General features: G+C 36.7%; 26 protein-coding genes, 2 tRNA genes and 1 other RNA gene. 28 read left to right on the top strand and 1 reads right to left on the bottom strand.

What is annotated here, in order from left to right; translation table 11 throughout:
• Positions 1-8 precede the first annotated feature (8 nt).
• Complete coding sequence (gene htpX, locus LJ207_RS08095) at positions 9-839, bottom strand: zinc metalloprotease HtpX (protein WP_229345893.1); 831 nt, start codon at positions 837-839, stop codon at positions 9-11.
• A gap of 235 nt (positions 840-1074) precedes the next feature.
• Here htpX and LJ207_RS08090 point away from each other — a divergent pair, with 235 nt between their 5' ends.
• From LJ207_RS08090 to LJ207_RS07955, 28 genes are all read left to right on the top strand, one after another.
• Positions 1075-2040, top strand: coding sequence for a Gfo/Idh/MocA family protein (locus LJ207_RS08090; RefSeq protein ID WP_229345892.1), 966 nt, complete (start codon positions 1075-1077; stop codon positions 2038-2040).
• A gap of 6 nt (positions 2041-2046) precedes the next feature.
• Positions 2047-3132: a DegT/DnrJ/EryC1/StrS family aminotransferase gene (locus LJ207_RS08085; RefSeq protein ID WP_229345890.1), complete on the top strand. Its 1086-nt coding sequence runs from the start codon at positions 2047-2049 to the stop codon at positions 3130-3132.
• A gap of 289 nt (positions 3133-3421) precedes the next feature.
• Positions 3422-3688, top strand: a complete 267-nt coding sequence (locus LJ207_RS08080) for a cysteine hydrolase family protein (RefSeq protein WP_229345889.1) — start codon at positions 3422-3424, stop codon at positions 3686-3688.
• Positions 3689-4168: 480 nt separating this feature from the next.
• On the top strand, positions 4169-4912 hold the full coding sequence (locus LJ207_RS08075) for a SagB/ThcOx family dehydrogenase (RefSeq protein ID WP_229345887.1): 744 nt from the start codon (positions 4169-4171) through the stop codon (positions 4910-4912).
• A 102-nt stretch (positions 4913-5014) separates the two neighbouring features.
• A complete protein-coding gene (gene tadA, locus LJ207_RS08070) occupies positions 5015-5479 on the top strand; it encodes a tRNA adenosine(34) deaminase TadA (RefSeq protein ID WP_229345886.1) in 465 nt (154 codons plus the stop codon).
• Positions 5466-5556, top strand: a tRNA-Ser gene (locus LJ207_RS08065). The genes tadA and LJ207_RS08065 overlap by 14 nt, the downstream gene beginning before the upstream one ends.
• Before the next feature lie 60 nt (positions 5557-5616).
• Positions 5617-5708 (top strand) — tRNA-Ser (locus LJ207_RS08060).
• 29 nt (positions 5709-5737) lie between these two features.
• An RNA gene (ffs, locus tag LJ207_RS08055) (signal recognition particle sRNA large type) lies at positions 5738-6003 on the top strand.
• A gap of 66 nt (positions 6004-6069) precedes the next feature.
• The gene (gene dnaX / locus LJ207_RS08050; protein ID WP_229345884.1) at positions 6070-7860 is read left to right on the top strand and encodes a DNA polymerase III subunit gamma/tau; all 1791 of its coding nucleotides are present in this window, start codon (positions 6070-6072) and stop codon (positions 7858-7860) included.
• 1 nt (position 7861) lies between these two features.
• On the top strand, positions 7862-8170 hold the full coding sequence (locus LJ207_RS08045) for a YbaB/EbfC family nucleoid-associated protein (protein WP_229345882.1): 309 nt from the start codon (positions 7862-7864) through the stop codon (positions 8168-8170).
• A complete protein-coding gene (gene recR / locus LJ207_RS08040; protein ID WP_229345881.1) occupies positions 8170-8769 on the top strand; it encodes a recombination mediator RecR in 600 nt (199 codons plus the stop codon). Before LJ207_RS08045 ends, recR begins: the two co-directional genes overlap by 1 nt.
• A gap of 249 nt (positions 8770-9018) precedes the next feature.
• A complete protein-coding gene (gene guaB / locus LJ207_RS08035; protein WP_229345880.1) occupies positions 9019-10485 on the top strand; it encodes an IMP dehydrogenase in 1467 nt (488 codons plus the stop codon).
• 111 nt (positions 10486-10596) lie between these two features.
• Entirely contained in the window at positions 10597-11547 is a 951-nt protein-coding gene (gene trxB / locus LJ207_RS08030; protein WP_229345877.1) for a thioredoxin-disulfide reductase, read from the top strand.
• 152 nt (positions 11548-11699) lie between these two features.
• The gene (gene tmk / locus LJ207_RS08025) at positions 11700-12326 is read left to right on the top strand and encodes a dTMP kinase (RefSeq protein WP_229345875.1); all 627 of its coding nucleotides are present in this window, start codon (positions 11700-11702) and stop codon (positions 12324-12326) included.
• A complete protein-coding gene (locus LJ207_RS08020) occupies positions 12326-12685 on the top strand; it encodes a cyclic-di-AMP receptor (protein ID WP_229345874.1) in 360 nt (119 codons plus the stop codon). Before tmk ends, LJ207_RS08020 begins: the two co-directional genes overlap by 1 nt.
• A gap of 12 nt (positions 12686-12697) precedes the next feature.
• Entirely contained in the window at positions 12698-13687 is a 990-nt protein-coding gene (gene holB / locus LJ207_RS08015; RefSeq protein WP_229345872.1) for a DNA polymerase III subunit delta', read from the top strand.
• Between the two features lie 24 nt (positions 13688-13711).
• Positions 13712-14518 carry a PSP1 domain-containing protein gene (locus tag LJ207_RS08010; protein ID WP_229345870.1) on the top strand — a complete coding sequence of 269 codons (807 nt, stop codon included), beginning with the start codon at positions 13712-13714 and terminating at the stop codon, positions 14516-14518.
• Between the two features lie 15 nt (positions 14519-14533).
• Positions 14534-14854, top strand: a complete 321-nt coding sequence (locus LJ207_RS08005; protein ID WP_229345869.1) for an initiation control protein YabA — start codon at positions 14534-14536, stop codon at positions 14852-14854.
• Between the two features lie 5 nt (positions 14855-14859).
• Complete coding sequence (locus LJ207_RS08000; protein WP_229345867.1) at positions 14860-15585, top strand: tRNA1(Val) (adenine(37)-N6)-methyltransferase; 726 nt, start codon at positions 14860-14862, stop codon at positions 15583-15585.
• A complete protein-coding gene (gene rsmI / locus LJ207_RS07995; RefSeq protein WP_229345865.1) occupies positions 15586-16446 on the top strand; it encodes a 16S rRNA (cytidine(1402)-2'-O)-methyltransferase in 861 nt (286 codons plus the stop codon).
• 30 nt (positions 16447-16476) lie between these two features.
• Complete coding sequence (gene metG, locus LJ207_RS07990) at positions 16477-18432, top strand: methionine--tRNA ligase (protein ID WP_229345864.1); 1956 nt, start codon at positions 16477-16479, stop codon at positions 18430-18432.
• A 47-nt stretch (positions 18433-18479) separates the two neighbouring features.
• Positions 18480-19127 (top strand): redox-sensing transcriptional repressor Rex, encoded by a 648-nt coding sequence (locus LJ207_RS07985; RefSeq protein ID WP_229345862.1) that lies wholly within the window; start codon positions 18480-18482, stop codon positions 19125-19127.
• A gap of 3 nt (positions 19128-19130) precedes the next feature.
• The gene (locus LJ207_RS07980; protein WP_229345860.1) at positions 19131-19970 is read left to right on the top strand and encodes an MBL fold metallo-hydrolase; all 840 of its coding nucleotides are present in this window, start codon (positions 19131-19133) and stop codon (positions 19968-19970) included.
• Positions 19967-20446 carry a 23S rRNA (pseudouridine(1915)-N(3))-methyltransferase RlmH gene (rlmH, locus tag LJ207_RS07975; RefSeq protein WP_229345858.1) on the top strand — a complete coding sequence of 160 codons (480 nt, stop codon included), beginning with the start codon at positions 19967-19969 and terminating at the stop codon, positions 20444-20446. The genes LJ207_RS07980 and rlmH overlap by 4 nt, the downstream gene beginning before the upstream one ends.
• Before the next feature lie 229 nt (positions 20447-20675).
• Positions 20676-21800, top strand: a complete 1125-nt coding sequence (gene ald, locus LJ207_RS07970; protein ID WP_229345856.1) for an alanine dehydrogenase — start codon at positions 20676-20678, stop codon at positions 21798-21800.
• Between the two features lie 39 nt (positions 21801-21839).
• Positions 21840-22973, top strand: a complete 1134-nt coding sequence (alr, locus tag LJ207_RS07965; RefSeq protein ID WP_229345850.1) for an alanine racemase — start codon at positions 21840-21842, stop codon at positions 22971-22973.
• 85 nt (positions 22974-23058) lie between these two features.
• Positions 23059-23694, top strand: a complete 636-nt coding sequence (locus LJ207_RS07960) for a class I SAM-dependent methyltransferase (RefSeq protein ID WP_229345849.1) — start codon at positions 23059-23061, stop codon at positions 23692-23694.
• 50 nt (positions 23695-23744) lie between these two features.
• A complete protein-coding gene (locus tag LJ207_RS07955; protein WP_229345848.1) occupies positions 23745-24158 on the top strand; it encodes a hypothetical protein in 414 nt (137 codons plus the stop codon).
• The last annotated feature ends 20 nt before the right edge of the window (positions 24159-24178 follow it).

The following is a 24178-nucleotide window of genomic DNA, read 5'->3' as shown; positions in this document are numbered from 1 at the left end:
TTTTTAGTTTAGATTCCTCTTTGTCTTAGTCTCTTAATTCTTTCTTCTGTTGGTGGATGGGTACTGAACAATCTTGCCATTCCTTCACTGGAAAGAGGATTCATAATAAACATATGGGCAGCTGCCTCATTAACCTGCATCGAGCTTCTCTGTGAATAATGCTGCATTTTTTCTAGAGCACTTGCAAGCCCTTCTGGATTACCAGAAATCTGACCACCACTTTGATCGGCATAATATTCTCGCGAACGAGAAATAGCCATTTTGATCATTATAGCAGCAAGGGGAGCAAAAATAATTGCTAAGAGCTGAACCAGGCCACCACCTTTACCGCGTCTGCGGCCAAAAATCATTCTATAGCGTCCCATTCTGGCAAGAAAAGCTAAAGCACCTGCCATTGTTGCAGCCATTGTTTGAATTAAAGTATCACGATTCTTAACATGGGCAAGCTCATGGGCGATTACTCCCTCTAATTCCTCTTCATTTAGCAGATTTAAAATACCTTCTGTAACTGCAACTGCTGCATGGGAAGGATTTCTACCTGTAGCAAAAGCATTAGGCTGCTGTGAAGGAGTAAGATAAATATCAGGCATAGGAATATTAGCCTTTCTGCTTAACTTCCTTACTATTTTATAAACTTGAGGTGCTTGCTCCTCACTTAAAGGTTTGGACTTTGTCATTTTAATAGCTATTTTATCACTTTTCCAGTAGCTGATAAAGTTTATGGCCATGGCAAAAACAAATGCCATTATAAGTCCATTTTCACCAGCTATTAATCCTCCCAGGAAAAGAAAGATAAGGGTTAAAGTAAACATCAATAAAAATGTTTTTATACGGTGCATAATTAAACCTCCTTTTAAATCGAATTTATCTAAATATCATCAATTTCCATTAATACCAAATCAATATATTTTTGTCTAATATAATTTTAACTCAAAAATGCTAATAATACAAATTAGAATCTGATTAAAAAAAGCCTAAAAGTTCTATCAATTAGGACTATTTTTTGCTATAATTAGCTTAGTTAAGCTTAAAATACTGAAATTTGAGTTTTTTATCTCTAAAGGGAGGATATATATGACAGAAAAATTAAAAGTTGGTGTAATTGGTGTAGGTAGTATGGGAGAACATCATGTTAGAAATTATCTCTCCTTAAAACATTTATGTGAATTTATCGGCATCTATGATGATGATCAGGAGCGGGTAGAAGAGATCGCTCAAAGCTATGGAGTGAAAAGCTATGCTGATATGGAAAGCTTATTTGCCGATGTTGATATTATAAATATTGCTACTCCAACTACTACCCATTATGATATTGCAATGATGGCTTTAGAAAGAAATATTCACGTTTTGATAGAAAAACCTATTACAGCTGAGATTGAAGAAGCTGAGAAAATTATAAAAAAAGCTGAGCAAAAAGGCTTGGTGGTTCAGGTAGGTCATATAGAAAGATTTAATCCGGCAGTATTGGCTTTACCGGAAGTTCTAAAAGATAAAAAAGTAATTGCTCTTGATAGTAAAAGACTGGGGCCCTATGATCCCCGGATCAGTGATACAGATGTAATTCAAGATTTAATGATCCATGACATAGATGTAATTAATTCTATAGTTTCAGGACCGATTTCTGATATCGAAGCTTATGGAAGAATTACTCGTTCTGCTGGATTGATCGATTATGCTGTAGCTAATATGGTGATGAGCAATGGTGCGGTTGCCACCCTTACTGCAAGCAGAATAACGCAAAAAAAGGTTAGACAGCTTACAATTACAACTGAAGATTCATATATTGAGCTGGATTATCTGCAGCGGAAAATACTGCTAACCAAAAAGAGAGAATTGTTGGGCGGCAAGAAAAAACAGCCCAAAACAGAGCTGGAAGAAATAATTGTTGAAGAAAAAGAACCGCTTAAAAGCCAGCTAAAACATTTTATCAATTCGATTAGAAATGGAACCAGACCTTTGATAAATGCTAATGATGCTTTAGAAGCACTTAGTTTAACTAAAAAAATTCAAAAAAGAATCTACAATAAAGAAAGGAAGTAGCTATAAATGATATCAATCGCTCAACCTCTGGTAAATAAAAAAGAAAAAGAGCTAGTTTTAGAAGTAATGGATAGTGGTATGTTAGCTTCTGGTTCATATGTGAATAATTTCTCCAAAAAATTTGCTGATTTTATAGGCAGCAAATATGGAGCTGCAGTTTCAAGTGGGACAACAGCTTTACATACAGCACTGCTTGCAGCAGGTATTGGAGAAGGTGACAAAGTATTAACAACTCCTTTTACCTTTATTGCCAGTTCTAACTCTATTCTCTATACAGGAGCAGAACCTGTTTTCGTTGATATTAAAGAAGACAGCTATAACATAGATCCGGAAGAAATAGAGGCTGCCCTTAAAAAAGATCCAGCTATTAAGGCTTTATTAATAGTTCATCTTTTTGGCTTAAGCTGTGATATGGATAAAATAATGGAGCTGGTAGAAAAATATGAATTAATTTTAATCGAAGATTGTGCTCAGTCACATGGAGCAGAATTTAACGGCAAAAAAGCGGGTAGTTTTGGTGATCTTTCGACCTTTAGTTTTTATCCAACCAAAAATATGACTACTGGTGAAGGAGGAATGGTCTTAACTGATCAGGAAGAATTATATAATAAAGCTGCAAAAATAATTAATCATGGTCAGGCAAAAAAATATTTACATGATAGCCTAGGTTATAACTTTAGAATGACAAATCTGGCTGCTGCAATAGGTTTAGTTCAACTAGATAAACTGGCAGCCTTTAATCAAAAAAGAATAGAAAATGCAGAGTTTTTTAATCAAAACTTAGCCGATTTAAAATGGCTTAAAATACCTTCTAAGCCTGCTAACAAAAAGCATGTTTATCATCAATATACATTAAGAGTAAAAGATCGTGATCAATTTGCTGCTTATTTAAGTGAAAATGGGGTAGGGAATAGTATTCATTATCCTGCTCCGGTTACCCAACAACCCTATTACAAGAAATTGGGTTATGGTGAGCTCAGCTTTGCTGTCACAGAAAAAGTGGCAGAAGAAATTATCTCTATTCCGGTTCACCCTGCTTTAAGTGATCAGGAACTGGAGAAGATTGTCAAGGTAATCAAAGCCTACAAATAGATCAACTTATAAGCAACAACAGTTTATTTCAGCTTAAATGACATATAAATTATATAAATTAGCAAAAAGATTATATTTTTCGTCTTTTTCTCTATATTTTTGGGTTTAACTATGCTATAATATATTTACAGCTAAATAATTATATACTAATTAAGAGATTAAAGAACAGGGTAATTTCAGATTATAAGGCAGAGGATTCGATTAATTTGAAAAAGCCCTGTTTTTATTTATCAACTTTGTGAAAAATGTCTTAAAATGGAATTATCAATAAAAATTGGAGGGGATTTAAATGGATTTTAGCTTAAAAAAAGTAAATGAGATCAGTAGAGAGCTTGCTGAGTTTGCAGAATTGTTAGAGGAAATGCAAAAAAAATCCGAATTTGATAAACTGAAAGAAGATTCAAATTATTCTCTCGAAGAAAAACTAAAAAAAGTTGAGACAGATATTGAAATTTTACGCACCGGTCTTATGAATGATAATATTAGCAAAAAAGTTAATGCTCTTAAATTAGAACAGCTAAAAAAACAGCATCAGAAAATTCATAATTATCAATAATCACTTCTGTTAAAAGCTTAAATTAGACAAAAAAAATAAAAAGGTGGACACAAATAAAACAAGGTTCTGACGAATCTTTTTCAACTTCTTGTTCGTAGTGTAGCATTTTTTACTTTTCTTATTTTTCTTTTTACCGTTATTTAGTCCTCCTTTACTATTTTTGATTTCCTCAAGCTATATTACTAAAGAAAGCTATACCTTAGTAATATTCTTTTGGTCATCTCCAATAGTAAATTCATAGGCTTTGATTTTCCGCCTAAATGCTGGTAAATTTACTTAAATAAGAATTTCAAAACACTGCTTCCGAACAATCCGTTTTAGGACTTCCTCAGAACCTTGTACCTATATTATAGAGCTAAACTGACTAAAAGTCAATTCCTAAAAATGAGCATATGTTTAAATTAGCTATTATATTTGTCGAATTACTCACTGATGCTTTAAATATTTGCAAAATTTAAAATCTTTAAAGGAGGGCCTGTTATGGAGCTTAAATTTATCTTTGAGAAATTTAAGGGGATTGGCTACTACTTTTTAATTGCGGTTCTTTTATTTGCGGTAATATTTATCTATTTTTATCTCTATGGAGCAGGAACTCAAAGGGCAAACAGTCTTTCTTATGGAGAAAGGGTAGAATTAGCAGAAGTTGAAATCAGGGAGTCTGAATTTGCAGAGCTAATCTATAATCGGAGGTCGATTAGAGATTATCAGGCTGAAGAAATATCTTTTAATAATATTTCTAAACTGCTCTGGTCTACAGTTGGAACAACAGTTGATGGTATAAGTGGGCCAACCAGAGCTGCTCCATCTGCTGGGGCAACAGATGCAGTAGAAGTTTTTATTTCTGCCAAAGATGTTGAAAACTTAGCAAGTGGGATCTATCATTATCAAGCAGCCGAAAACACCCTGCTGGAAGTTAGTTCAGAAGCCAAAACAGCTGAGTTAGAAGCAGCTGCCCTAAATCAAGCTGCTGTTGGTGATGGAAGTGCGGTAGTTATTATCACTGCAGTTTACGATAGAACTCTCAGGCGTTATGGAGAAAGAGGAGAGCGTTATGTTCACATGGAGGCAGGACATGCTGCTCAAAATCTGCTTTTAATGGCGGAAAATTTAGGTTTAGGCAGTGTAATAATCGGTGCTTTTGATGATAATGAGCTGAGCTCTATTCTGGGCAGCGAAAAATATGAGCCACTGCTTTTGCTGCCGATTGGAGTGCTTGAAAATTAGTTTCTTTCTTAATTGAAAAAAGCACTTGCAAAATGCAAAATCAACTGTTATAATGGTTTGTGTTGCAGGAAAAATTGGATCAATTAATATAGGAGATATTCTATGAACTTTGATCAGAAGTATATGCAGATGGCCCTGGCAGAAGCCAGGAAAGCTTATCAAAGGGCAGAAGTTCCAATCGGTGCAGTTGTAGTGTGTGATGATCGAGTAGTTGGTCGCGGGTTTAATCTCCGGGAGCAAACTCAAGATCCAACTTCTCATGCCGAAATTATTGCCCTTAAAGAGGCTGCCAAAGAACAGGCTAGCTGGCGTTTGGAAAATTGCCAGCTTTATGTGACTCTAGAGCCCTGTCCGATGTGTGCAGGTGCTATTTTGCAGTCAAGGCTAAAAAGGCTTGTTTATGCAGCAGATGATCCTAAAGCAGGAGCTGTTAAAAGCCTTTATCAACTACTAGGTGATAATCGTTTTAATCATCAAGTAGAAGTTGTATCTGGAGTTATGGAAGCAGAAGCCGCTCAGCTATTAAAAGATTTTTTCCGTGAGTTAAGAGAACGGAAGGATGGGTGAGTCTGGCTGAAACCGCTCGACTCGAAATCGAGTAGGCATAATTTGCCTCGGGGGTTCGAATCCCTCTCCTTCCGCCAAAAGGCAGCTGAATTCTGAACACTCATAGAATTAGAGATAAATTTTAAAGTATAGACTAAGGAGAGGTGTCCGAGTCTGGCTTAAGGGGCCCGCCTGGAAAGCGGGTGTAGGCTTTCACCTACCGAGGGTTCGAATCCCTCCCTCTCCGCCATTAAAATTTTATAGATTTTTAAAGTTTGGCCGTACTAAATGGGGTGTTAGCGGTGCCCTGTAACCTGCAAACCGCTACAGCAGGATTGAAGCCTCATTGAGGGTTTTCGCTTTCAGGGTCTGGCCTTGATAAGTAGTGTTGACAATTGGGTCTCGCGCAATGAAGTCTTATGAACCCCGTCAGGTCCGGGAGGAAGCAGCGGTAAGTAAGTCGCTTCATGTGCCGCGAGGGTGCCTGGTTCGAGCCAACTGTCAGGGTAACGCCTGGGAGGGGGAACTCGATTTGAGGTGTGCGGCCACCTTTTTCTAACACCCGGAATAGGGTGTTTTTGTTATATAATAATAATTTAGGGGTGAATTAAATGTCCTTTCTCTCTCTTTACAGAAAATACCGGCCGGAAGATTTTACAGATTTGATCGGTCAGGATCATGTGGTCCAGACCTTAAAAAATGCCTTGAAAAATGATAGGGTTGCCCATGCTTATCTCTTTGCCGGACCACGTGGTACAGGGAAGACATCGACTGCCAAGGTTTTTGCCAAAGCTCTAAATTGTGCAGAGCCAGCAGCTGATTTAGAACCCTGTGGAGAGTGTAATTCCTGTCAGAGAATAACTAATGGTAGTTCACTTGATGTGATTGAAATCGATGCTGCTTCAAATCGGGGTATTGATGAGATTAGAGAATTAAGAGAAAAGGTTAAATTTTATCCTGGAGAAGGACAATATAAGGTATATATAATTGATGAGGTACATATGTTAACAACTGGAGCTTTTAATGCACTGTTAAAAACCCTGGAAGAACCACCTGATAGTGTTGTCTTTATCCTGGCCACTACAGAACCTCATAAGGTTATTACAACAATTATGTCCAGATGTCAGCGCTTTGATTTTACTTTGCTGAGTTTGGGAGATATAAAAAAGAGGTTAAAGCATATTGCTGAAGAGGAAGGATACAAGATCAGTGTTGAGGCTCTTGATATTTTAGCCCGCAGTGCTCGGGGTGGTATGAGAGATGGGATCAGCCTTTTAGATCAGGCCATATCTTTTAGTGATGGTCAGCTGGCTGCTGAAGAAATAGCTCGAATGTTGGGCAGGGTGAATAAAGATAAATTAAAAGAATTTTTGTTTTATTTAAGCCAAAATCAGAGCCAAAAAGCTCTGCAGTTATTGGATAAACAGCTTGAGGCTGGACTGGGTATAGAAAGATTTAGTGATGAATTGGTAGCTTACTGTAGAGAACTACTTCTAATCAAGGAATGTGGGGTTGACTCCGGCATTTTAGAGTATTCTCAAAGCTATTTAGATGAACTGGCAGCTGCTGCAGCTAATTTAAGCACAGCTCGGATCACCAATATCATAGATGAGTTTGCCCAATTAAAGCAAAAACTGCGCTCTAGTGCAAGGCCCCGTTTACAATTGGAGATAAGTGTTATAAAATTAAGTAGTAAGCAGAGTTCTGAATCTTCGCTTGAGGCCAGGCTTTCTCAGCTGGAATTCAAATTAAATGAGCTGCAAAATAGAGCTAAAGTCCCTGCTGAAGAATTAGAAGCACAAAAGCCGGTGCAAAAAGAAATTGAAAAAAGGGCACAAAAGTCAAGCAGCAGAGAAAAAGAGGAGCTTCCAGCTCAAAATAAGGCTAAAGCTGCTGCAGATAAAAAACAAAGCAGAAGTGATGCTGCTGGTGGATCTCTCAGCTTAGAAAAGCTTAAAAATTACTGGGCAAAGGTCTTAAGTGAGATTAGAAAAAGAGATATCTCAGTTCAGGCCTTATTAAGAGAAGCTGAACCGACTGCTGTTGAAGGGAAAAAAATTATCATTGTATTTCCTGAAGATAAAAAATTTCATTTTAAGGGAGCAAGATCAAATCAATCAATGATCACTAATGTGATCAGCAGTCTTTTAAATCAATATGTGGAATTAGAATTTGTACTTGGTGATTATAAAAAAAAATCACTAAGTGAAGAACAAAGTACTCAAACTGAAGTAAATGAAGCAAGCAGAGCAAAATCTGAGCTGCAAAACTCTACTTCAGCTAAGAAAAAATCTCAAAGCAAGAAAAAGCAAAGTTTTGGCATAGAAGAAATTGCCAGGATTTTTTCTGGAGAGATAATTGAGGTTGATGAGTCAATTTTAGAAAAAAAAGGAGGCAATTAAAATGGATATGAAAAAATTAATGAAACAGGCACAGCAAATGCAGTCAAAGATGGCTAAGATGCAGGAAGAACTTGAAGACAAAACTTTAGAATCAACTGCCGGTGGTGGAGCAGTTAAAGTTGTTGTTAATGGTAAACAGGAATTAGTTGATCTGCAGATAGATCCTGATGCAGTAGATCCAGATGATGTAGAAATGCTGGAAGATCTTATTTTAGCAGCTGTAAATCAGGCAATGCGTGAAATGCAGGAAATGGTAAACGAAGAAATGGGTAAGGTAACTGGTGGGATGAATCTACCAGGGATGCCGTAATGAATCCCTATCCCAGGCCGATGGGAAAATTGATAGGCGAGCTGAGTAAACTGCCCGGTATTGGGCCAAAAACTGCCCGCCGACTTGCTTTTTATATTCTCGGTCAGAATAAAAATGAGGTAAAAAACCTTTCTGATGCTTTAATAGAAGCCAGGGATAAGATTAATTATTGTTCAAGCTGTAATCATTTAACAGAAGGTGATACCTGTTCTTTTTGCCGCTCAGATGAGCGTGATCTTTCAGTAATCTGTGTTGTAGAAAGTCCTCGGGATGTTGTCGCCATGGAAAAAACCGGAGAATACAATGGTCTTTATCATGTTTTACATGGAGCTATATCACCTATGGATGGGATTGGACCTGATCAGATTAAAATCCGCAGTTTAATGCCCCGTTTAGAAAAAGGAGAGGTAGAAGAAATAATTATAGCTACTGATCCTAATGCAGAAGGGGATGCAACTGCTATGTATCTGGCCAAGCTGATCAAACCATTGGGGGTAAAAGTGACCAGAATCGCTCACGGGATACCTGTTGGTGGAGATTTAGAATATGCAGATGAGGTAACCCTTTCTAAAGCTTTAGAAGGCCGCCGAGAAATATAATTGTAGATAACAGATTTGAGGAGCCTTTAGTCGGGCTCTTTTTCTATATTGACATTTTTTAGCTTAGAGTTAAATTACCCTGCTTGACATTGGAGCCGGGCTTTGTTAAAATACATAAAATATTAGATTAAAGCACAGTAGTAATTATTGATAAATTAGGCAGTAATTTCATTAAATTTCAAGTATTCTGCAGTGTTCTGATGGATGGTACTTAATGAACTTTTTAAAAATACTACAGGGGGTAGAGTAATGGAAAAAATAATTAAAGAAGCTTTAACTTTTGATGATGTTTTATTACAACCACAGAAATCTGATGTAGTTCCCAAAGATATTGACACAAGAACCAAGTTAACAGATGATATTTATTTAAACACACCCATAATTTCGGCTGGAATGGACACGGTTACCGAAGCTGATATGGCTATTGCAATGGCCAGAGAGGGTGGTTTGGGTGTTATCCATAAGAACATGTCGATTAGAAGACAGGCTTCAGAAGTTGATCGGGTAAAAAGATCAGAAAGTGGAGTTATTATTGATCCCTTTTCTCTTTCACCAGATGCCTTGATCAGTGAGGCAGAAGAATTGATGTCTAAATATCATATTTCTGGAGTACCCATAGTTGATGAAGAAAATGTTTTGGTCGGTATTTTAACCAACAGAGATCTGCGCTTTGTAGAAGATTATAATCGACCTGTTTCAGAGGTAATGACAGATGAAAAGCTTGTTACTGCACCTCTAGGAACAGATCTTGAAGGGGCAAAGGCTAAATTAAGAAAGCATAAAATAGAAAAACTACCAATTGTTGATGAAGAAGGTAAACTGAGTGGTTTGATTACTATTAAAGATATAGAAAAGGCTAAAAAGCACCCTAATGCTTCCAAAGATAAGCAGGGTAGGCTGCTCGTTGCAGCAGCTGTAGGAACCGGAGATGATACCTTAGACAGAGTTGCTGCTCTAGTGGATGCTAAGGTAGATATTATCGTAATAGATACTGCTCACGGTCATTCTCAGGGAGTTATTAATGTAGTTAAGCTTATCAAAGAGGAATATCCAGACTTAACAGTTATAGCAGGTAATGTTGCTACTGCAGAAGCTACAGAAGATCTTATCAAAGCTGGAGCAGATGTAGTAAAGGTAGGGATTGGACCTGGTTCTATATGTACAACTAGGGTTGTAGCAGGAGTAGGTGTTCCTCAAATAACTGCTATTCATGATGCTGCCAAAGTAGCCGATAAATATGGCAAAACTGTTATTGCTGATGGTGGTATCAAATATTCAGGTGATATAACAAAGGCTATTGCTGTTGGAGCTCATTCGGTGATGATCGGTAGTCTTTTAGCAGGAACTGAAGAAAGTCCTGGTGAACTGGAAATTTATAAAGGAAGAAGTTTTAAAGTCTATAGAGGTATGGGTTCTGTAAGTGCTATGAAACAGGGAAGTAAGGATCGTTACTTCCAGGAAGAAAAAACTGAAACAGAAAAATTTGTTCCAGAAGGTATAGAAGGTAGGGTACCATATAAAGGTACACTAGCTGAAACCATTTATCAATTAGTAGGTGGCTTAAAATCAGGGATGGGTTATTGTGGCACCCCTGATATAGAGAGCTTAATCAGTGATGCCAAGCTGCTGAGAATATCTTCGGCAGGTTTAAGAGAAAGTCACCCTCATGATGTTAAAGTTACTAAAGAAGCTCCTAACTACAGTTTTAATGACTAAACTCTAAGTTTTGGTCCATTGTTATTAACTTAACAGAAATTTTTTGCAAAGAGTATTATTCTTATAGCTGTGGTTTATTATTATATTTGTTAATTACAGGGGGCGTTAGTAATGAGTGAAGAAAAGAGAAAAAAAGAAAAGTTGATTATAATCGGTGGGGGTCCGGCAGGAATTACAGCTTCAATTTATGGAGCCAGGGCTGGGCTTAATCCTTTGATTTTAGTAGGCCCTGAACCAGGAGGCCAGATTACTACTACTTCTGAACTAGAAAATTATCCCGGGTTTCCCGAACCGATTGGGGGCTTTGAATTAACTCAAAAGATGACTGAACAGGCGCAAAATTTTGATGTTCGTTTAGAATACGAAAGTGTTGAAGATTTAATCCCTGAAGGTGATAACTATATTGTTAAAACAGATATGGAAGAATATGAAACAGAAACAGTTATCATAACTACAGGTGCAGAGCCAAAAACACTCGGTCTGGAAAAAGAAGATAAATTGCGGGGTAATGGTGTATCCTATTGTGCTACCTGTGATGCAGCCTTCTTTAAAGATAAGGATGTTGCAATAGTTGGGGGAGGAGACACAGCTTTATGGGAGGCAACTTTTCTAGCTAAATTTGCTTCTAAAGTATATATTATTCACCGTCGGGATAAATTTAGAGGAGCTAAAAGACTTGGTGATAGGGTCAAAAACATGGATAATATAGAGATAATCTGGGATACAGAAGTTAAAGCCCTTCATGGTGAAGATAAATTAGAGGGAATAAGAGTTTTCAATAATAAAACTGGCGAAGAATCTGATTTAGATGTAGATGGATTTTTCGTTGCTATCGGCCATAAACCAAGGACAAAATGTTTAAATGGGTTTGTAAAATTAGATGATTATGGCTATATAATTACAGATGATAAACAGCGCACCAATCTCAAAGGTGTATTTGCAGCTGGTGATGTACAGGATCCGGATTATAGACAGGTTGTAATCGCAGCAGGTAGTGGGGCAAAAGCTGCTATCGAAGCTGCTGAATATCTGGAAGACAAACATGATAAAAAAGCAAAATAATTCTTAGCAATGAGCTCGACTTTAGCTGCTGTCAGATTAATGACAGCTGGACTGAAGCGGGCTTTTCTTTTATTGCAATAAATGGCATCATATTGTATAATTATTATACAATGAGATAATATTAACAAAGCTTTAGAGAGGAGCTGGCTGTTTTGGGAGAAGGTTTTTTTATTACTTTTGAGGGGATAGAAGGTTCGGGTAAATCAACCCAGATTAAACTGCTTGGTGATTATTTGAAAAATAAAGGTAAAGAAGTTGTAATTACCAGAGAACCAGGTGGAACAGAATTGGGTAAAAAAATTCGCCAATTATTACTTGATCCCGCTCATGAAAATATGGATTATAGAACGGAGATTCTCCTATATACTGCAGACCGAGCTCAGCATTTTAAAGATCTAATCAAACCTGCTCTAAAAGCCGGTAAAATAGTGATTTCAGATAGATTTGCAGATTCTAATTTAGCTTATCAAGCAGCTGGAAGAGGCTTAAATTATGAGCTGGTATATAAGATTAATGACTGGGTTATTGATTCTCGCTGGCCTGATCTGACCTTTATTTTAGATGTTAGTATTAGTGAGGGTTTAAAAAGAGCAAGGGCTTCTAGTTTTGATTTAAATGGAGACCGACTGGAAAGAGAAGCAGATTCTTTTCATCAGCGGGTTAGAAAAGCCTATTTGGATATGGCCGCTGGAGAAAGATTTGCCCTTATCGATGGAAATGCAGCTGAAGAAAAGGTTCATCAGGAGGTCAAAAAAATAATTACCAGGAGGTTATTCTAATGGCAAAAAGAGCAGAAACAGGTAAAACCATCAAAATGGTAATTGCTGTGGTTCATGACAATGATGCTGCAGATTTGTTGGAGGCTTTGACAGCTGAAGGTTTTCAGGCCACAAAACTTGCTTCTACAGGTGGTTTTTTAAGAGAGGGTAACACCACCTTTATAATTGGCTCTGACAGAGAACATGTTGATGATGTATTGGCGATTATAAAAGAGCAGTGTGAGGCAAGGAGCAAAACCGTTGCCCCTATGTCACCTGTGGCTAACTCACTGGAAGGCTATTATTCTTTTCCCATGGAAATAAAAATTGGTGGAGCAACAGTCTTTATTATAGATGTTGAGCAATTTGTGAAGCTGTAGAGGAGTTGGATTATGAGCTTTGATTCTGTTTTAGGACAAGAAGATGCTGTAGAAATACTGCAGGATGAGATAGAAAAAGAAAGAATTAGTCATGCCTATTTATTTAGCGGCCAGTCTGGAATCGGAAAATCCAAACTTGGCTATGAGTTTGCAAAGGCGGTTTTCTGTCAGGAATTAAAAATTGACAGTTGTGGTAAATGTATTAGCTGTCGTAAAATGGAGCATCAAAATCATCCTGATTTTAAGATAATCTCTATTCTAGAGAACAAAAATAATATTTCTATAGATCAAATTAGAGAACTGAAAAAAGAAATAGCATATAAACCTTATGAAAGCGAAAAAAAGATATATATCATCGAGTCAGCAGATCAGATGAGCAAAGAAGCTGCCAACAGTCTTTTAAAAACTTTGGAAGAACCACCTTCTTTTGCAACAATTATCCTGCTGGCCGAAGACACTAGTCGGCTGCTGCCAACGATAATATCTCGTTGTCAGCAGTTAAAACTTAAAAATTTAGCCCTGAGTGAAATTAAAAAGCTGCTGCTTGAAAAAGGTATAGCAGCAGATAAGGCAGAAATCTTGAGCAGAACCGCCCACGGCAGTCCGGGTAAAGCCCTGGCTGCAGCAGAAAAAGAAAACTTTTTTGCAAGTAGAAAAGAAATTTATGATTTTTTAACTGAGATAGAGAAAAAAAACAGCATCGAGATTTTTAAACTGACAAAAAAATTAACTTCTTTACTCAAAGCAGACTTCCCCTGCTTTGATTTGCTATCAGACTGGTATCGCGATATAATGATGATTAAGCAAGATTATTTAGCAACGGTAAAAAATAAGGATTATCTCAAAGAATTAAAAAGGCTAGCAGCTAAAATGACTTTAAATGAGATCATTAATAAACTGGCTTTAATAGCCAGAACAGAGGAATATATCAGCAGAAATGTACGGGCAAAGCTTAGTCTGCAGGTATTATTCTTTAAACTGCGCCAGCCTGATTCAAAATAGATAATAATTGAGGTGTATAATTTAATGTATACGGTAGTTGGAGTAAGTTTTAAACAGGCCGGCAAAATCTACTATTTTGATCCAGGAGATCTGGAAATAGAGGCCGGGGACAACGTTATAGTTGAGACTGCCCGGGGAATAGAATATGCCGAAGTAGTTGTAGGAAAAAAAGAAATAACAGAAGAAGAGGTTGTTGCACCTCTTAAAGATGTAATTAGAAAGGCAACTTTAAAAGATAGAGAAAAACACGAAAAAAATCAGGAACTTGAAGAAGAAGCCTATGATATTTGCTATAGAAAAATTGATGAACATGGACTGCCCATGAAACTAATTGATGTAGAATATACTTTTGATCACAATAAGATCATCTTCTATTTTACAGCTGATGGCAGGGTTGATTTTAGAGAATTGGTTAAAGATTTAGCAGCAATCTTTAAAACCAGAATCGAATTAAGACAGATTGGGGTTAGAGATGAAGCAAAAATGCTGGGTGGATTAGGTCCCTGTGGACTTCCGGTCTGCTGTGCAACATTTTTGCGTGATTTTCAGCCTATATCTATTAAAATGGCAAAAAAACAAAATCTTTCCTTAAATCCTTCCAAAATTTCAGGGCTGTGTGGACGTTTAATGTGCTGTCTTCAGTATGAAGCCACAACCTACCGCAAGCTAAAAAAAGAAATGCCGAATATTGGTGAAAAGGTAGAACTTGAAATGGGTAAAGCAGAAGTGGTAGACCGTAATTTAGTTAAACACACAGTGACTGTTGATGTTGGAAGAGAAGATGACCTGGAAATCAGTGTAGAAGACTTAGAAAATTATGAGATAGATTGAAAGGAAGGGTAATTGATGGATCAGGAAATTCTTGAAACCCTTGCCCATTTTCAGGAACAGATAGAGGCACTCTCACTTCGTTTTCACAAACTTAAGGATATTACCTATCAACTTTATAAGGAAAATGAAGAACTAGAGCGAGAAAATGAAGAACTAAAAAGTCTGCTTTTTAAAGAAAAGGCAGAAGAAGCTGTGGTTAAAAAAGAGGGTTACAGTAATTTGATCAGGATCTATGATGAAGGCTATCATGTCTGTCCTTTAAGTTTTGGTGAAAAAAGAAAGGGAGATTGTCTTTTTTGTTTGAATTTGCTGGAAAATCAGGGTAAGGAGAAATAATTTTTATGGAAGAAACCCATTATTTAATTGAAGAAGAACTTGAAATAATTCAGGATAATCGTTTTTTTAAATTTGGTACTGATTCTGTCTTACTTGCAAATTTTGTTAAACTGCGGCGGGGAGATAAGGTAATCGATCTTGGTACAGGAAGTGGAGTTATTCCCCTGCTTTTAGCCTATAAAAACAAAGGGATAAAGCTGAGTGGAGTTGAAATTCAAAAACCACTGGCAGATTTAGCTCAGCGCAATGTAGAGCTTAACCAAATGAATGATAAAATAGAAATAATAAATAAGGATCTCTGCCGGCTTAAGGAAGAAATGGAAGCTGGCTCATTTGATGTTGTTGTTTCTAATCCACCTTATCTGCCCGTTGATGCAGGGAAGATCAAAGCTAATAAATATTTAGCTGCGGCCAGACATGAGATTCACGCTGAACTGGAAGATGTTATTGCAGCAGCAGCCCATCTTTTGAAATTTGGTGGACTTTTCTATCTTGTTTACAGAGTAGAGAGGTTGACCGAGGTAATTGAAAGCTTGGCTAAATACAATTGTCAGGCTAAAAAAATACGCTTTGTTCAGTCACGCCGAGATAAAGAAGCAGATATTTTTTTGCTGCAGGCAAAACTTGGTGCAAAACCAGGCTTAAGAGTTGAGCCTGTTTTAATTATCTACAAAGAAGACAGCAGTGAGTATACAGCAGAATTAAAAGAGATTTATGGGGAGGATTCTTAGTTGACAAAAGGTAAATTATATATTTGTGGTACACCGATCGGTAATTTAGCAGACAGCAGTCAGCGTTTAATTTCTACTCTGAAAAAAGTAGACTTAATTGCCTGTGAGGATACCAGACGCAGTCAAAAACTTTTAAATCATTTTTCAATTGAGAAAAAAATGCTCAGTTATCATGAGCATAATGAAGAAACAAGAAGCAAGGAATTAATAGAATATTTACAATCAGCTAAGGATATAGCCCTTTTAAGTGATGCCGGGATGCCCGCAATTTCTGACCCCGGGCAAATATTGATTAAAGCAGCAGTTGCAGCAGGAATTGAAGTGATACCGATTCCTGGTCCCAGTGCTTTTTTGGCAGCTTTGGTGGTTTCAGGTCTTGATATTTCTGCTTTTGTTTTTAGAGCTTTTATACCTCGTTCTGGAAAAGAAAGAGCTGAATTTATAGAGGAGCTTTCCCTTGAAAGTAAAACCACTGTTTTTTATGAATCACCTTATCGCTTAAAAGATACTTTAAAAGATTTAAAAGAATTTAGTTCTGAACTTGCTGCAAGAGAGGCTGTAGTAGCCAGAGAACTAAGCAAAGTTCATGAAGAAAAATATTATGGTACAACAGCAGAACTCTATTCCAGGCTTAAAGACCAGGAGATTAAAGGGGAAATCGTACTTGTTATAGCTGGGCGCCAGGAGATCAAAGAAGAAAGTGAAGGCTGGGAAGAGCTCAGTGTCTTAGAACACCTTAAACTTTTAATGGCAAGTGGGATCAGTAAAAAAGAAGCCATAAAAAAAGTGGCAAAATTGCGTGATATGCAAAAAAGTGAAGTCTATAAAATAGCGATCGCAATTTCTGTTGATAAAGATTAGCAGTTAATATTAGAGAGAGGATGATAAAATTTGAGTAAAGATACATATTATGTAACAACACCCATTTACTATCCAAGTGATAAACTACATATTGGTCATGCCTATACTACAGTTGCCGCTGATACAATAGCCCGCTATAAGAAGATGCATGGTTATGATACCATGTTTTTAACTGGTTCTGATGAACACGGGCAGAAAATTGAACGTAAAGCAGCAGCAGAAGGTAAAGACACCAAAAAATATGTAGATGAAATAGTAGCAAGTTTTAAAGAACTCTGGAAGCTATTAGATATAGATTATGATTATTTTATTAGAACAACCGAAGAGCGTCACGAAAAAGTTGTGCAGAAAATTTTCGAAAAACTTTATGATAAAGGTGATATTTACAAAGGTAAATATGAAGGCTGGTACTGTACTCCCTGTGAATCATTCTGGTCTGAAAGACAGCTAGAAGAAGATGAAGGAGAAAAGGTCTGTCCTGACTGTCATCGTCCGGTAGAATGGGTAGAAGAACAGAGCTATTTCTTTAAAATGAGCAAATATGCAGATCGACTGCTTGAACATATAAAAGAACATCCACAATTTATTGAACCTGAAAGCAGAAGAAATGAGATGATCAGCTTTATAGAAAATGGGCTTGATGATCTCAGTGTTTCTAGAACAACCTTTGATTGGGGAATCCCGGTTCCGATCGATGAGGACCATGTTATTTATGTTTGGATAGATGCCCTAAGCAACTATATTACAGCTATTGGTTATCAAACAGATCAAGAAAAATTTGAGCATTATTGGCCTGCTGATCTGCATCTTGTTGGTAAGGATATTTTGCGTTTTCACACCGTGATCTGGCCGATTATTTTGATGGCCCTGGATTTGGAGCTGCCTAAACAGGTTTTTGGTCATGGTTGGCTTTTAAGTAAATCAGGCAAAATGTCTAAATCAAAAGGAAATGTTGTAGATCCTGTTGTTTTAGTGAATGATTTTGGTAAAGATGCTATCCGCTATTATCTGCTGCGGGAGGTTGCTTTTGGTACTGATGGTACTTATTCTACAGAAGCTTTAATTCAGAGAATCAATTCTGATCTGGCAAATGATCTTGGTAATCTGCTGAATAGAACAGTATCTATGGTTGAACAGTATTTTGATAGTAATATTCCTGTTGTAGGAGAAAAAGAAGCGGTTGATCAAGAATTGATAGATTTAGCTGCTAAAACAAAGCTTGAAGTTGAAAAAGAGATGGAAGAATTAAAATATACGGTAGCTCTGGAGAGAATCTGGGATTTAGTCAGGAGAACAAATAAATATATTGACCAGACTACACCCTGGATACTGGGTAGAGATGAAAGCAATAAATCAAGACTGGGTACAGTCCTTTACAATTTGCTGGAATCTTTAAGAATAATTGCTATTATGTTAAAACCATTTTTAACAGAAACACCACTTAAAATTGGTGAACAGATCGGTCATTTAGCTGAAATCAAAAATGCCGATTGGGAAGCTCTTAAATGGGGTGGCTTAAAATCTGGTATCAAAATTGTTAATGGAGATGCTATTTTCCCGAGAATAGATTTAGAAGAATATTACGAGAAAGTTGAGGCCAGAAAAGAAGAAAAGCAAAAATCTGAGGAGGTTAATAACTTGGACTTAGCTGAAATAAAAGATAGGATCACCTTTGAGGAGTTCATGAATGCTGATATCAGAGTGGCAGAGATATTAGAAGCAGAAAAAATTGAAGGTAGTGATAAACTACTTAAATTGATAGTTGATATTGGTTTAGAAAAAAGACAGCTGGTAGCTGGTATAGCAGAACATTTCAGTGCTGAAGATCTAATTGGTGAACAAATCATGGTTGTAGCAAATCTTGAGCCCGCAACTATTTTTGGTGTTAAATCAGAAGGAATGATTCTGGCAGCAAGTGATCCAGATGGTAAGATGGTTTTATCTGCACTTAGTGATGAGATCGCTAATGGTAGTCAGGTAAAATAATATTTTAATAATCAATTTAATAACTATTCTAAAGGGAGGAATCCAAAGTGAAAGATAGAGAAAAAATACCTAAGGCCACTATAGAAAGGCTCCCCCTCTACTACAGATGTCTTGATAAGATGGCTACCTTTGAAGATGTAGAGGTTGTTTCATCTAAGGATTTAGGGGGTAAACTTGATATCCCTTCAACTCAAGTTCGTAAAGATCTCTCCTATTACGGAGAATTTGGTAGAAGAGGTGTAGGTTATAATGTCAATGAATTAAAACGTTCGGTAGGGAAGATATTGGGGGTAAACCGCACCTGGCCTGCAGCTTTAGTTGGAGCTGGAAACTTAGGCAGGGCTTTAGTTAATTATGGTAGTTTTGAGATGATGGGTCTTGAAATCACCTGTGTTTTTGATAATGATCTCGATAAAATAGGTAATCTAATCAATGAGCGTGAAGTTAAAAGTGTCCAGGAAATGAGCCAAAAGGTAATGAAAAATGAGATAAAACTGGGCATAATCTCTGTCCCTGCTGAGGCGGCTCAGGCAGTAGCAGATCAGATGATAGAGGCTGGAATAAAAGCAATTTGGAATTTTGCTCCAACCAGACTTTATGTTCCAGAAGATGTCTCAGTTAAAAACGAAGATCTGGCAGTTGGAATAGTTTCTTTAATTTATCATTTAAGCTGGCAGGAAGAAACGGATGTGTAAACTTTGAGGGTAGAAACAGCAGTTTTAGCAAGCGGCAGTGATGGTAATTCAACATATATAAGAGCCGGTAATTTTTCGGTCTTGATTGATGCCGGTTTAAGTGGTAAAGAACTGGAAAGAAGGATGAAATCCTTAGGGATTGATCCCTCTTCAATAGATGCTTTATTAATAACTCATGAACATAATGATCATATTAAAGGGGTAGGTGTTTTATCTCGCCGCTATAATATTCCCATTTTTGCTAATCAGGGAACCTGGACAGCAGCAGAAAAAAAGCTGGGTAAAATAAAAAAGCAGAACAGACAGGTTTTTAAAGGAGATTTTATGATCGGAGATCTGGGTTTTATCCCTTATCAAATCTCCCATGATGCAGAAGATCCGGTAGGTTATATCTGTCGTGCAGCTGATAAGAAAATAGTATTGGCAACAGATACGGGTGTTTTAGCAGCAAAAACAGCAAGCAAACTAAAGGGAGCTGACCTTTTTATACTTGAATCAAATCATGATTTAGAGATGCTGATGACAGGTAGTTATCCCTATTTTTTAAAAAATAGGATCAAAAGTGATGATGGTCATCTTTCTAATGATGCTGCTGCAGAATTATTACCTGAGCTGCTTGAAGATAATTTCCCTACTGTCATTTTAGCTCACCTGAGCAAGGAAAATAATAATCCTAAGGTTGCCTATATAACAGTTAATAATGTGCTTAGAGAGGCCGGTTTTGAAGTAGATAAAGATTTAAGAATGGGCTGTGCTGCTCAGGATAAAACCACTCCTCTCTTCAGATTGGACAAAGATTGTAAAGCAGTTAAAAAGAAAAGCACTGGTGGTTTGCAAAGATGAAGATCAATATAATTGCTGTCGGAAAGCTGAGTTCTGATTTTTTGGAAGCTGCCTTAATAGAATTCAAAACAAGATTGAGCCACTACTGTGATTTAAATATTATTGAAGTAGAGGCAGAAAAGCTGCCTAAAAATCCATCTGCAAAGGATATAGAAAATCTACAGGCTCTTGAAGGGGAAAGAATTTTAAAGAAGATTGAAGCTAGATCTTATGTTTTTGCCCTTGATGTTAAGGGGAAACCAATGACTTCTAAAGGTTTTGCTAAATCAATCAATAACCTCAAACTTAGAGGTTATAGCTCATTTACTTTTTTAATTGGGGGAGCTACTGGTTTAAGTGATTTTCTTTTAGAAGAAGCAGATTACAGGTTATCTTTATCTCATATGACCTTTACCCACCAGATGATTCGCTTGATTTTATTAGAACAGATTTATCGGGCCTTTAAGATAAATAATAATGAGCCCTATCATTTATAATTTGAATATAATTTTACAAATAATATTTTATTAATTTAGAAGCTAAGAGGCTCCCAGTTTTTTGGGAGCCTTAATTGATTTAAAGCATTTATAATTTTAAAAGTGTTTAATTATCGCTAAAGCTGTGATACTATTAAATTAATATTTTTAATCAGCTTTTAAAATAAATTTAATATTAATTAAGTTTATCTTGTTTTAACTTTTAAATAAATTAAGTGGAGGAATTACAATGATTATAGGAGTTCCAGGAGAAATAAAGAACAATGAGAATCGAGTAGCAGCAGCTCCAGCAGGTGTGGAAAAATTAACTAATCATGGCCATCAGATTATAATCGAAAAAGGTGCAGGTCTGGGCAGTGGTTTTAAAGATCAAGAGTATCTTCAGGCAGGGGCAGAAATAGAGGCAGATAAGGAAAAACTTTTTCAAAAGGCAGATATGATAATGAAGGTTAAAGAGCCTCTTAAAGAAGAATATGATTTATTCAAATCAGGCCAGCTGCTTTATACATATCTTCACCTGGCTGCAGAAAAAGAATTAACCCAAGCTTTAATTGATAAAAAAATTACTGCTATTGCCTATGAAACCGTGGAAAAAGAAGATGGTTCACTACCACTATTAACACCGATGAGTGAGGTTGCCGGCAGATTGGCTGTGCAGGCTGGAGCCAAATTTCTAGAAAGTCCCCAGGGAGGTAGAGGAGTACTGCTGGGTGGTGTGCCTGGAGTGCTGCCTGCTAAAGTTGTTATCATTGGAGGAGGTACCGTAGGTCTTAATGCTGCTAAAATGGCAAGGGGCTTAGGGGCTGATGTAACCATTTTGGATATTGATCCAGATCAGATGAGATATTTAGATGACATCTTCCAATCAGCTGTCAAAACAAGAATGTCCAATAAATATAATATTTATGAGGAGGTTTGTGCTGCTGACCTTGTTATTGGGGCAGTTTTAATTCCTGGAGCTAAATCTCCTAAACTAGTTACAGAAGAGATGGTAAAAGATATGATCAAGGGAGCGGTTATTGTTGATGTTGCTGTTGACCAGGGTGGTTGTATAGAAACAACCTATCCAACAACTCATGATAATCCAACCTTTATCAAACATGGGGTTGTTCACTATTCTGTTGCTAATATGCCGGGAGCAGTTGCCAGAACTTCAACCTATGCATTAACTAATGTAACAATAAAATATGCCTTAGAAATTGCCAATCAGGGTTACAAAAAGGCTCTTTTAAATGATCCTGCATTATTAAAAGGTTTAAATACTTATTCAGGCAAAGTATGTTATCAGGCAGTAGCAGATGATTTAGATTATAAATATTATGATCCAGAATATCTTCTCAGGGACAATCTATAATTAGCTATTTTAAAGAATTAGTGAATAAGGGGTTAGCAAATGATAAAAGAGTTTAAAAAATCTAAAAGACCGGTTTGGTTGGAAATAGATTTAAATAATCTAAAATTTAATATTAAAGAAATAAAAAAGAATTTAAGTGCAGAGACAATTTTTACAGCAGTTGTTAAAGCAGATGCCTATGGCCATGGTGCTGTGGCGATTTCTCAAGCTGCTCTGGAAGCAGGAGCTAATAGGTTGGCGGTGGCTATTCCAGAAGAAGGGATAGAATTAAGAGAAGCAGGAATTACAGCTCCAATTGAGGTCCTGGGTGAATTGTTAGCTGAGCAGCTAATTGATTTAGTAAAATATGATTTGATTCCCACAATTTCTAAATTTAAGACAGCAGAGAGACTAAACAACTTGTGTGCTGCCTATAAACTGAAGAAAAAAATTCATCTTAATGTAGATACAGGTATGAATAGAGTTGGAGTAAATTATAAAAAGGCATTAGCACTGCTTAAAAAAATTAATAAGCTGCCTAATCTTGAAATAGAGGGAATTATGACCCATTTTGCCAGGGCAGATGAACTTGAAAAAGAATATACCTTAATCCAGTGGGAGCGCTTCAATAATTTATTAGAAGAATTGAAAAAAGAAGAGATTGAAATTCCAATTAAGCACTGTGCTAACAGTGCTGCTGTGATTGATTTTCCCGAATTTGCCCTGGATATGGTAAGAGTAGGGATCATGATCTATGGTTTAAAGCCATCTCCAGATTTAAAAAATAATTTCAATTTGAAGCCAGTTTTAACTTGGAAGTGCAGGATAGTTCGCTTAAAAGATGTTCCTGCAGGTGAGGGAGTCAGTTATGGTTCGGATTATATTACTCCCCAAAAAGAAAAAATTGCTACCCTGCCCTTAGGTTATGCTGATGGTTATGCAAGAATTTTGGGGAATAAGGCCAGTGTTTTAATTAAAGCTAAAAGAGCACCGATCAGAGGTAGAATTTGTATGGATCAATTTATGGTCGATGTAAGTGGAATCGAGGGAGTAGAGCTAGGTGAAGAAGTAGTTTTGATCGGTAGGCAAAATGATTCAATTATTACTGCTGATCAGCTAGCTGAACTGGCAGCTACGATCAATTATGAGATAGTTTCCAGGATCAGCAAAAGGGTTGCTAGAATTTATCTTTAAGCAGGCTGTAAAAAGCAGATATTGATTTACAGCAAGAGCTTATTATAATATAATAATAAAAAGGGTAGAAAAAGGAGTATTGATAGTGGAGTGTATACTTTGTAAGAGTGAAAAACTTGAAGTTTTAAATTTAAAAAATAACTATTATTTTTGTAAAAACTGTGAGCTTATTTTTGTTGATAGAGAAAAGATTCCCGCTGCAGAAGAAGAGAAAGAAAGGTATCTCGACCATGATAATAGTCATCAAAACGAAGGTTATGTTGAGATGTTTGAAGACTTTATAAAAAAGGTGATTGATCCTTATCTTAAGGGAAAAGCAAAGGTTTTAGAATTCGGCTGTGGACCAGGACCTGTGCTGGCTGATCTCTTAGCTGAAAAAGGCTTTAGGGTCGATAAATATGACCCATATTTTTATCCAGAGCTTGATTTTAAAGAAAAAAAATATGATTTAATTACATCTACCGAAGTTTTCGAACATTTTTCTGATCCCGGCAAAGAAATTGATTTTTTATATAAGCTGCTTAAAGTTGGCGGCTATCTGGCTGTAATGACTTCTTTTCACCCCGGGCCAGAAGAGTTTGCTGATTGGTGGTATAGCTGGGATCCAACTCACATAGTTTTTTATAATCTCAAAACTTTTCAAAAACTAATTGAGGATTATAATTTAGAAATTATTTTTAGCGATCAAGAAAAATATATACTATTTAGAAAAACAGCTTAGCAATTTAGTAGTTTAAATCAAGTCATTAATTAAAGAGGAGGGATTGAGTTTTGAAAAAGCTTGTATCGATTATAGCTTTAGCTCTGATTTTAATTTCTTTTTCCTTTGTTACAGCTGCAGAAAGTTCTGACCCCTGGCAGCGGGCTAAAGAGAGAGGGGTAGAATTTAGAGCAGTTGGTAATGAGCCAGGTTGGCATGTAGAAATTACTGAGGATAAGAGGATTAATTTTGTCAATGATTATGGTTCTTTTGAGTTAAAGCTGCCTATTGATGATGTCTGGTATGGACCTGAAGGTGAGGATAAGATCTATTATGTAGAAAATCATCTGATTCAGTTTCAGGTAATAGTTATGAAAAAAGCCTATCAGGATACTATGAGTGGTGAAGAATTCCCCTATCAGGTTAGGGTGCTCTTTCCCAATGCAAGCTATCTTGGTGGAGGAAGGCTTTTAATTGATGACTAATAATTTTAAATATAGAACAT

Source organism: Halanaerobium polyolivorans (genome assembly GCF_020711195.1).
In the GTDB taxonomy this organism is placed as follows: Bacteria; Bacillota; Halanaerobiia; order Halanaerobiales; family Halanaerobiaceae; genus Halanaerobium; species Halanaerobium polyolivorans.
The sequence above is the reverse complement of the archived record's forward strand: the minus strand, read 5'-3'. Positions and strand labels throughout refer to the sequence as shown.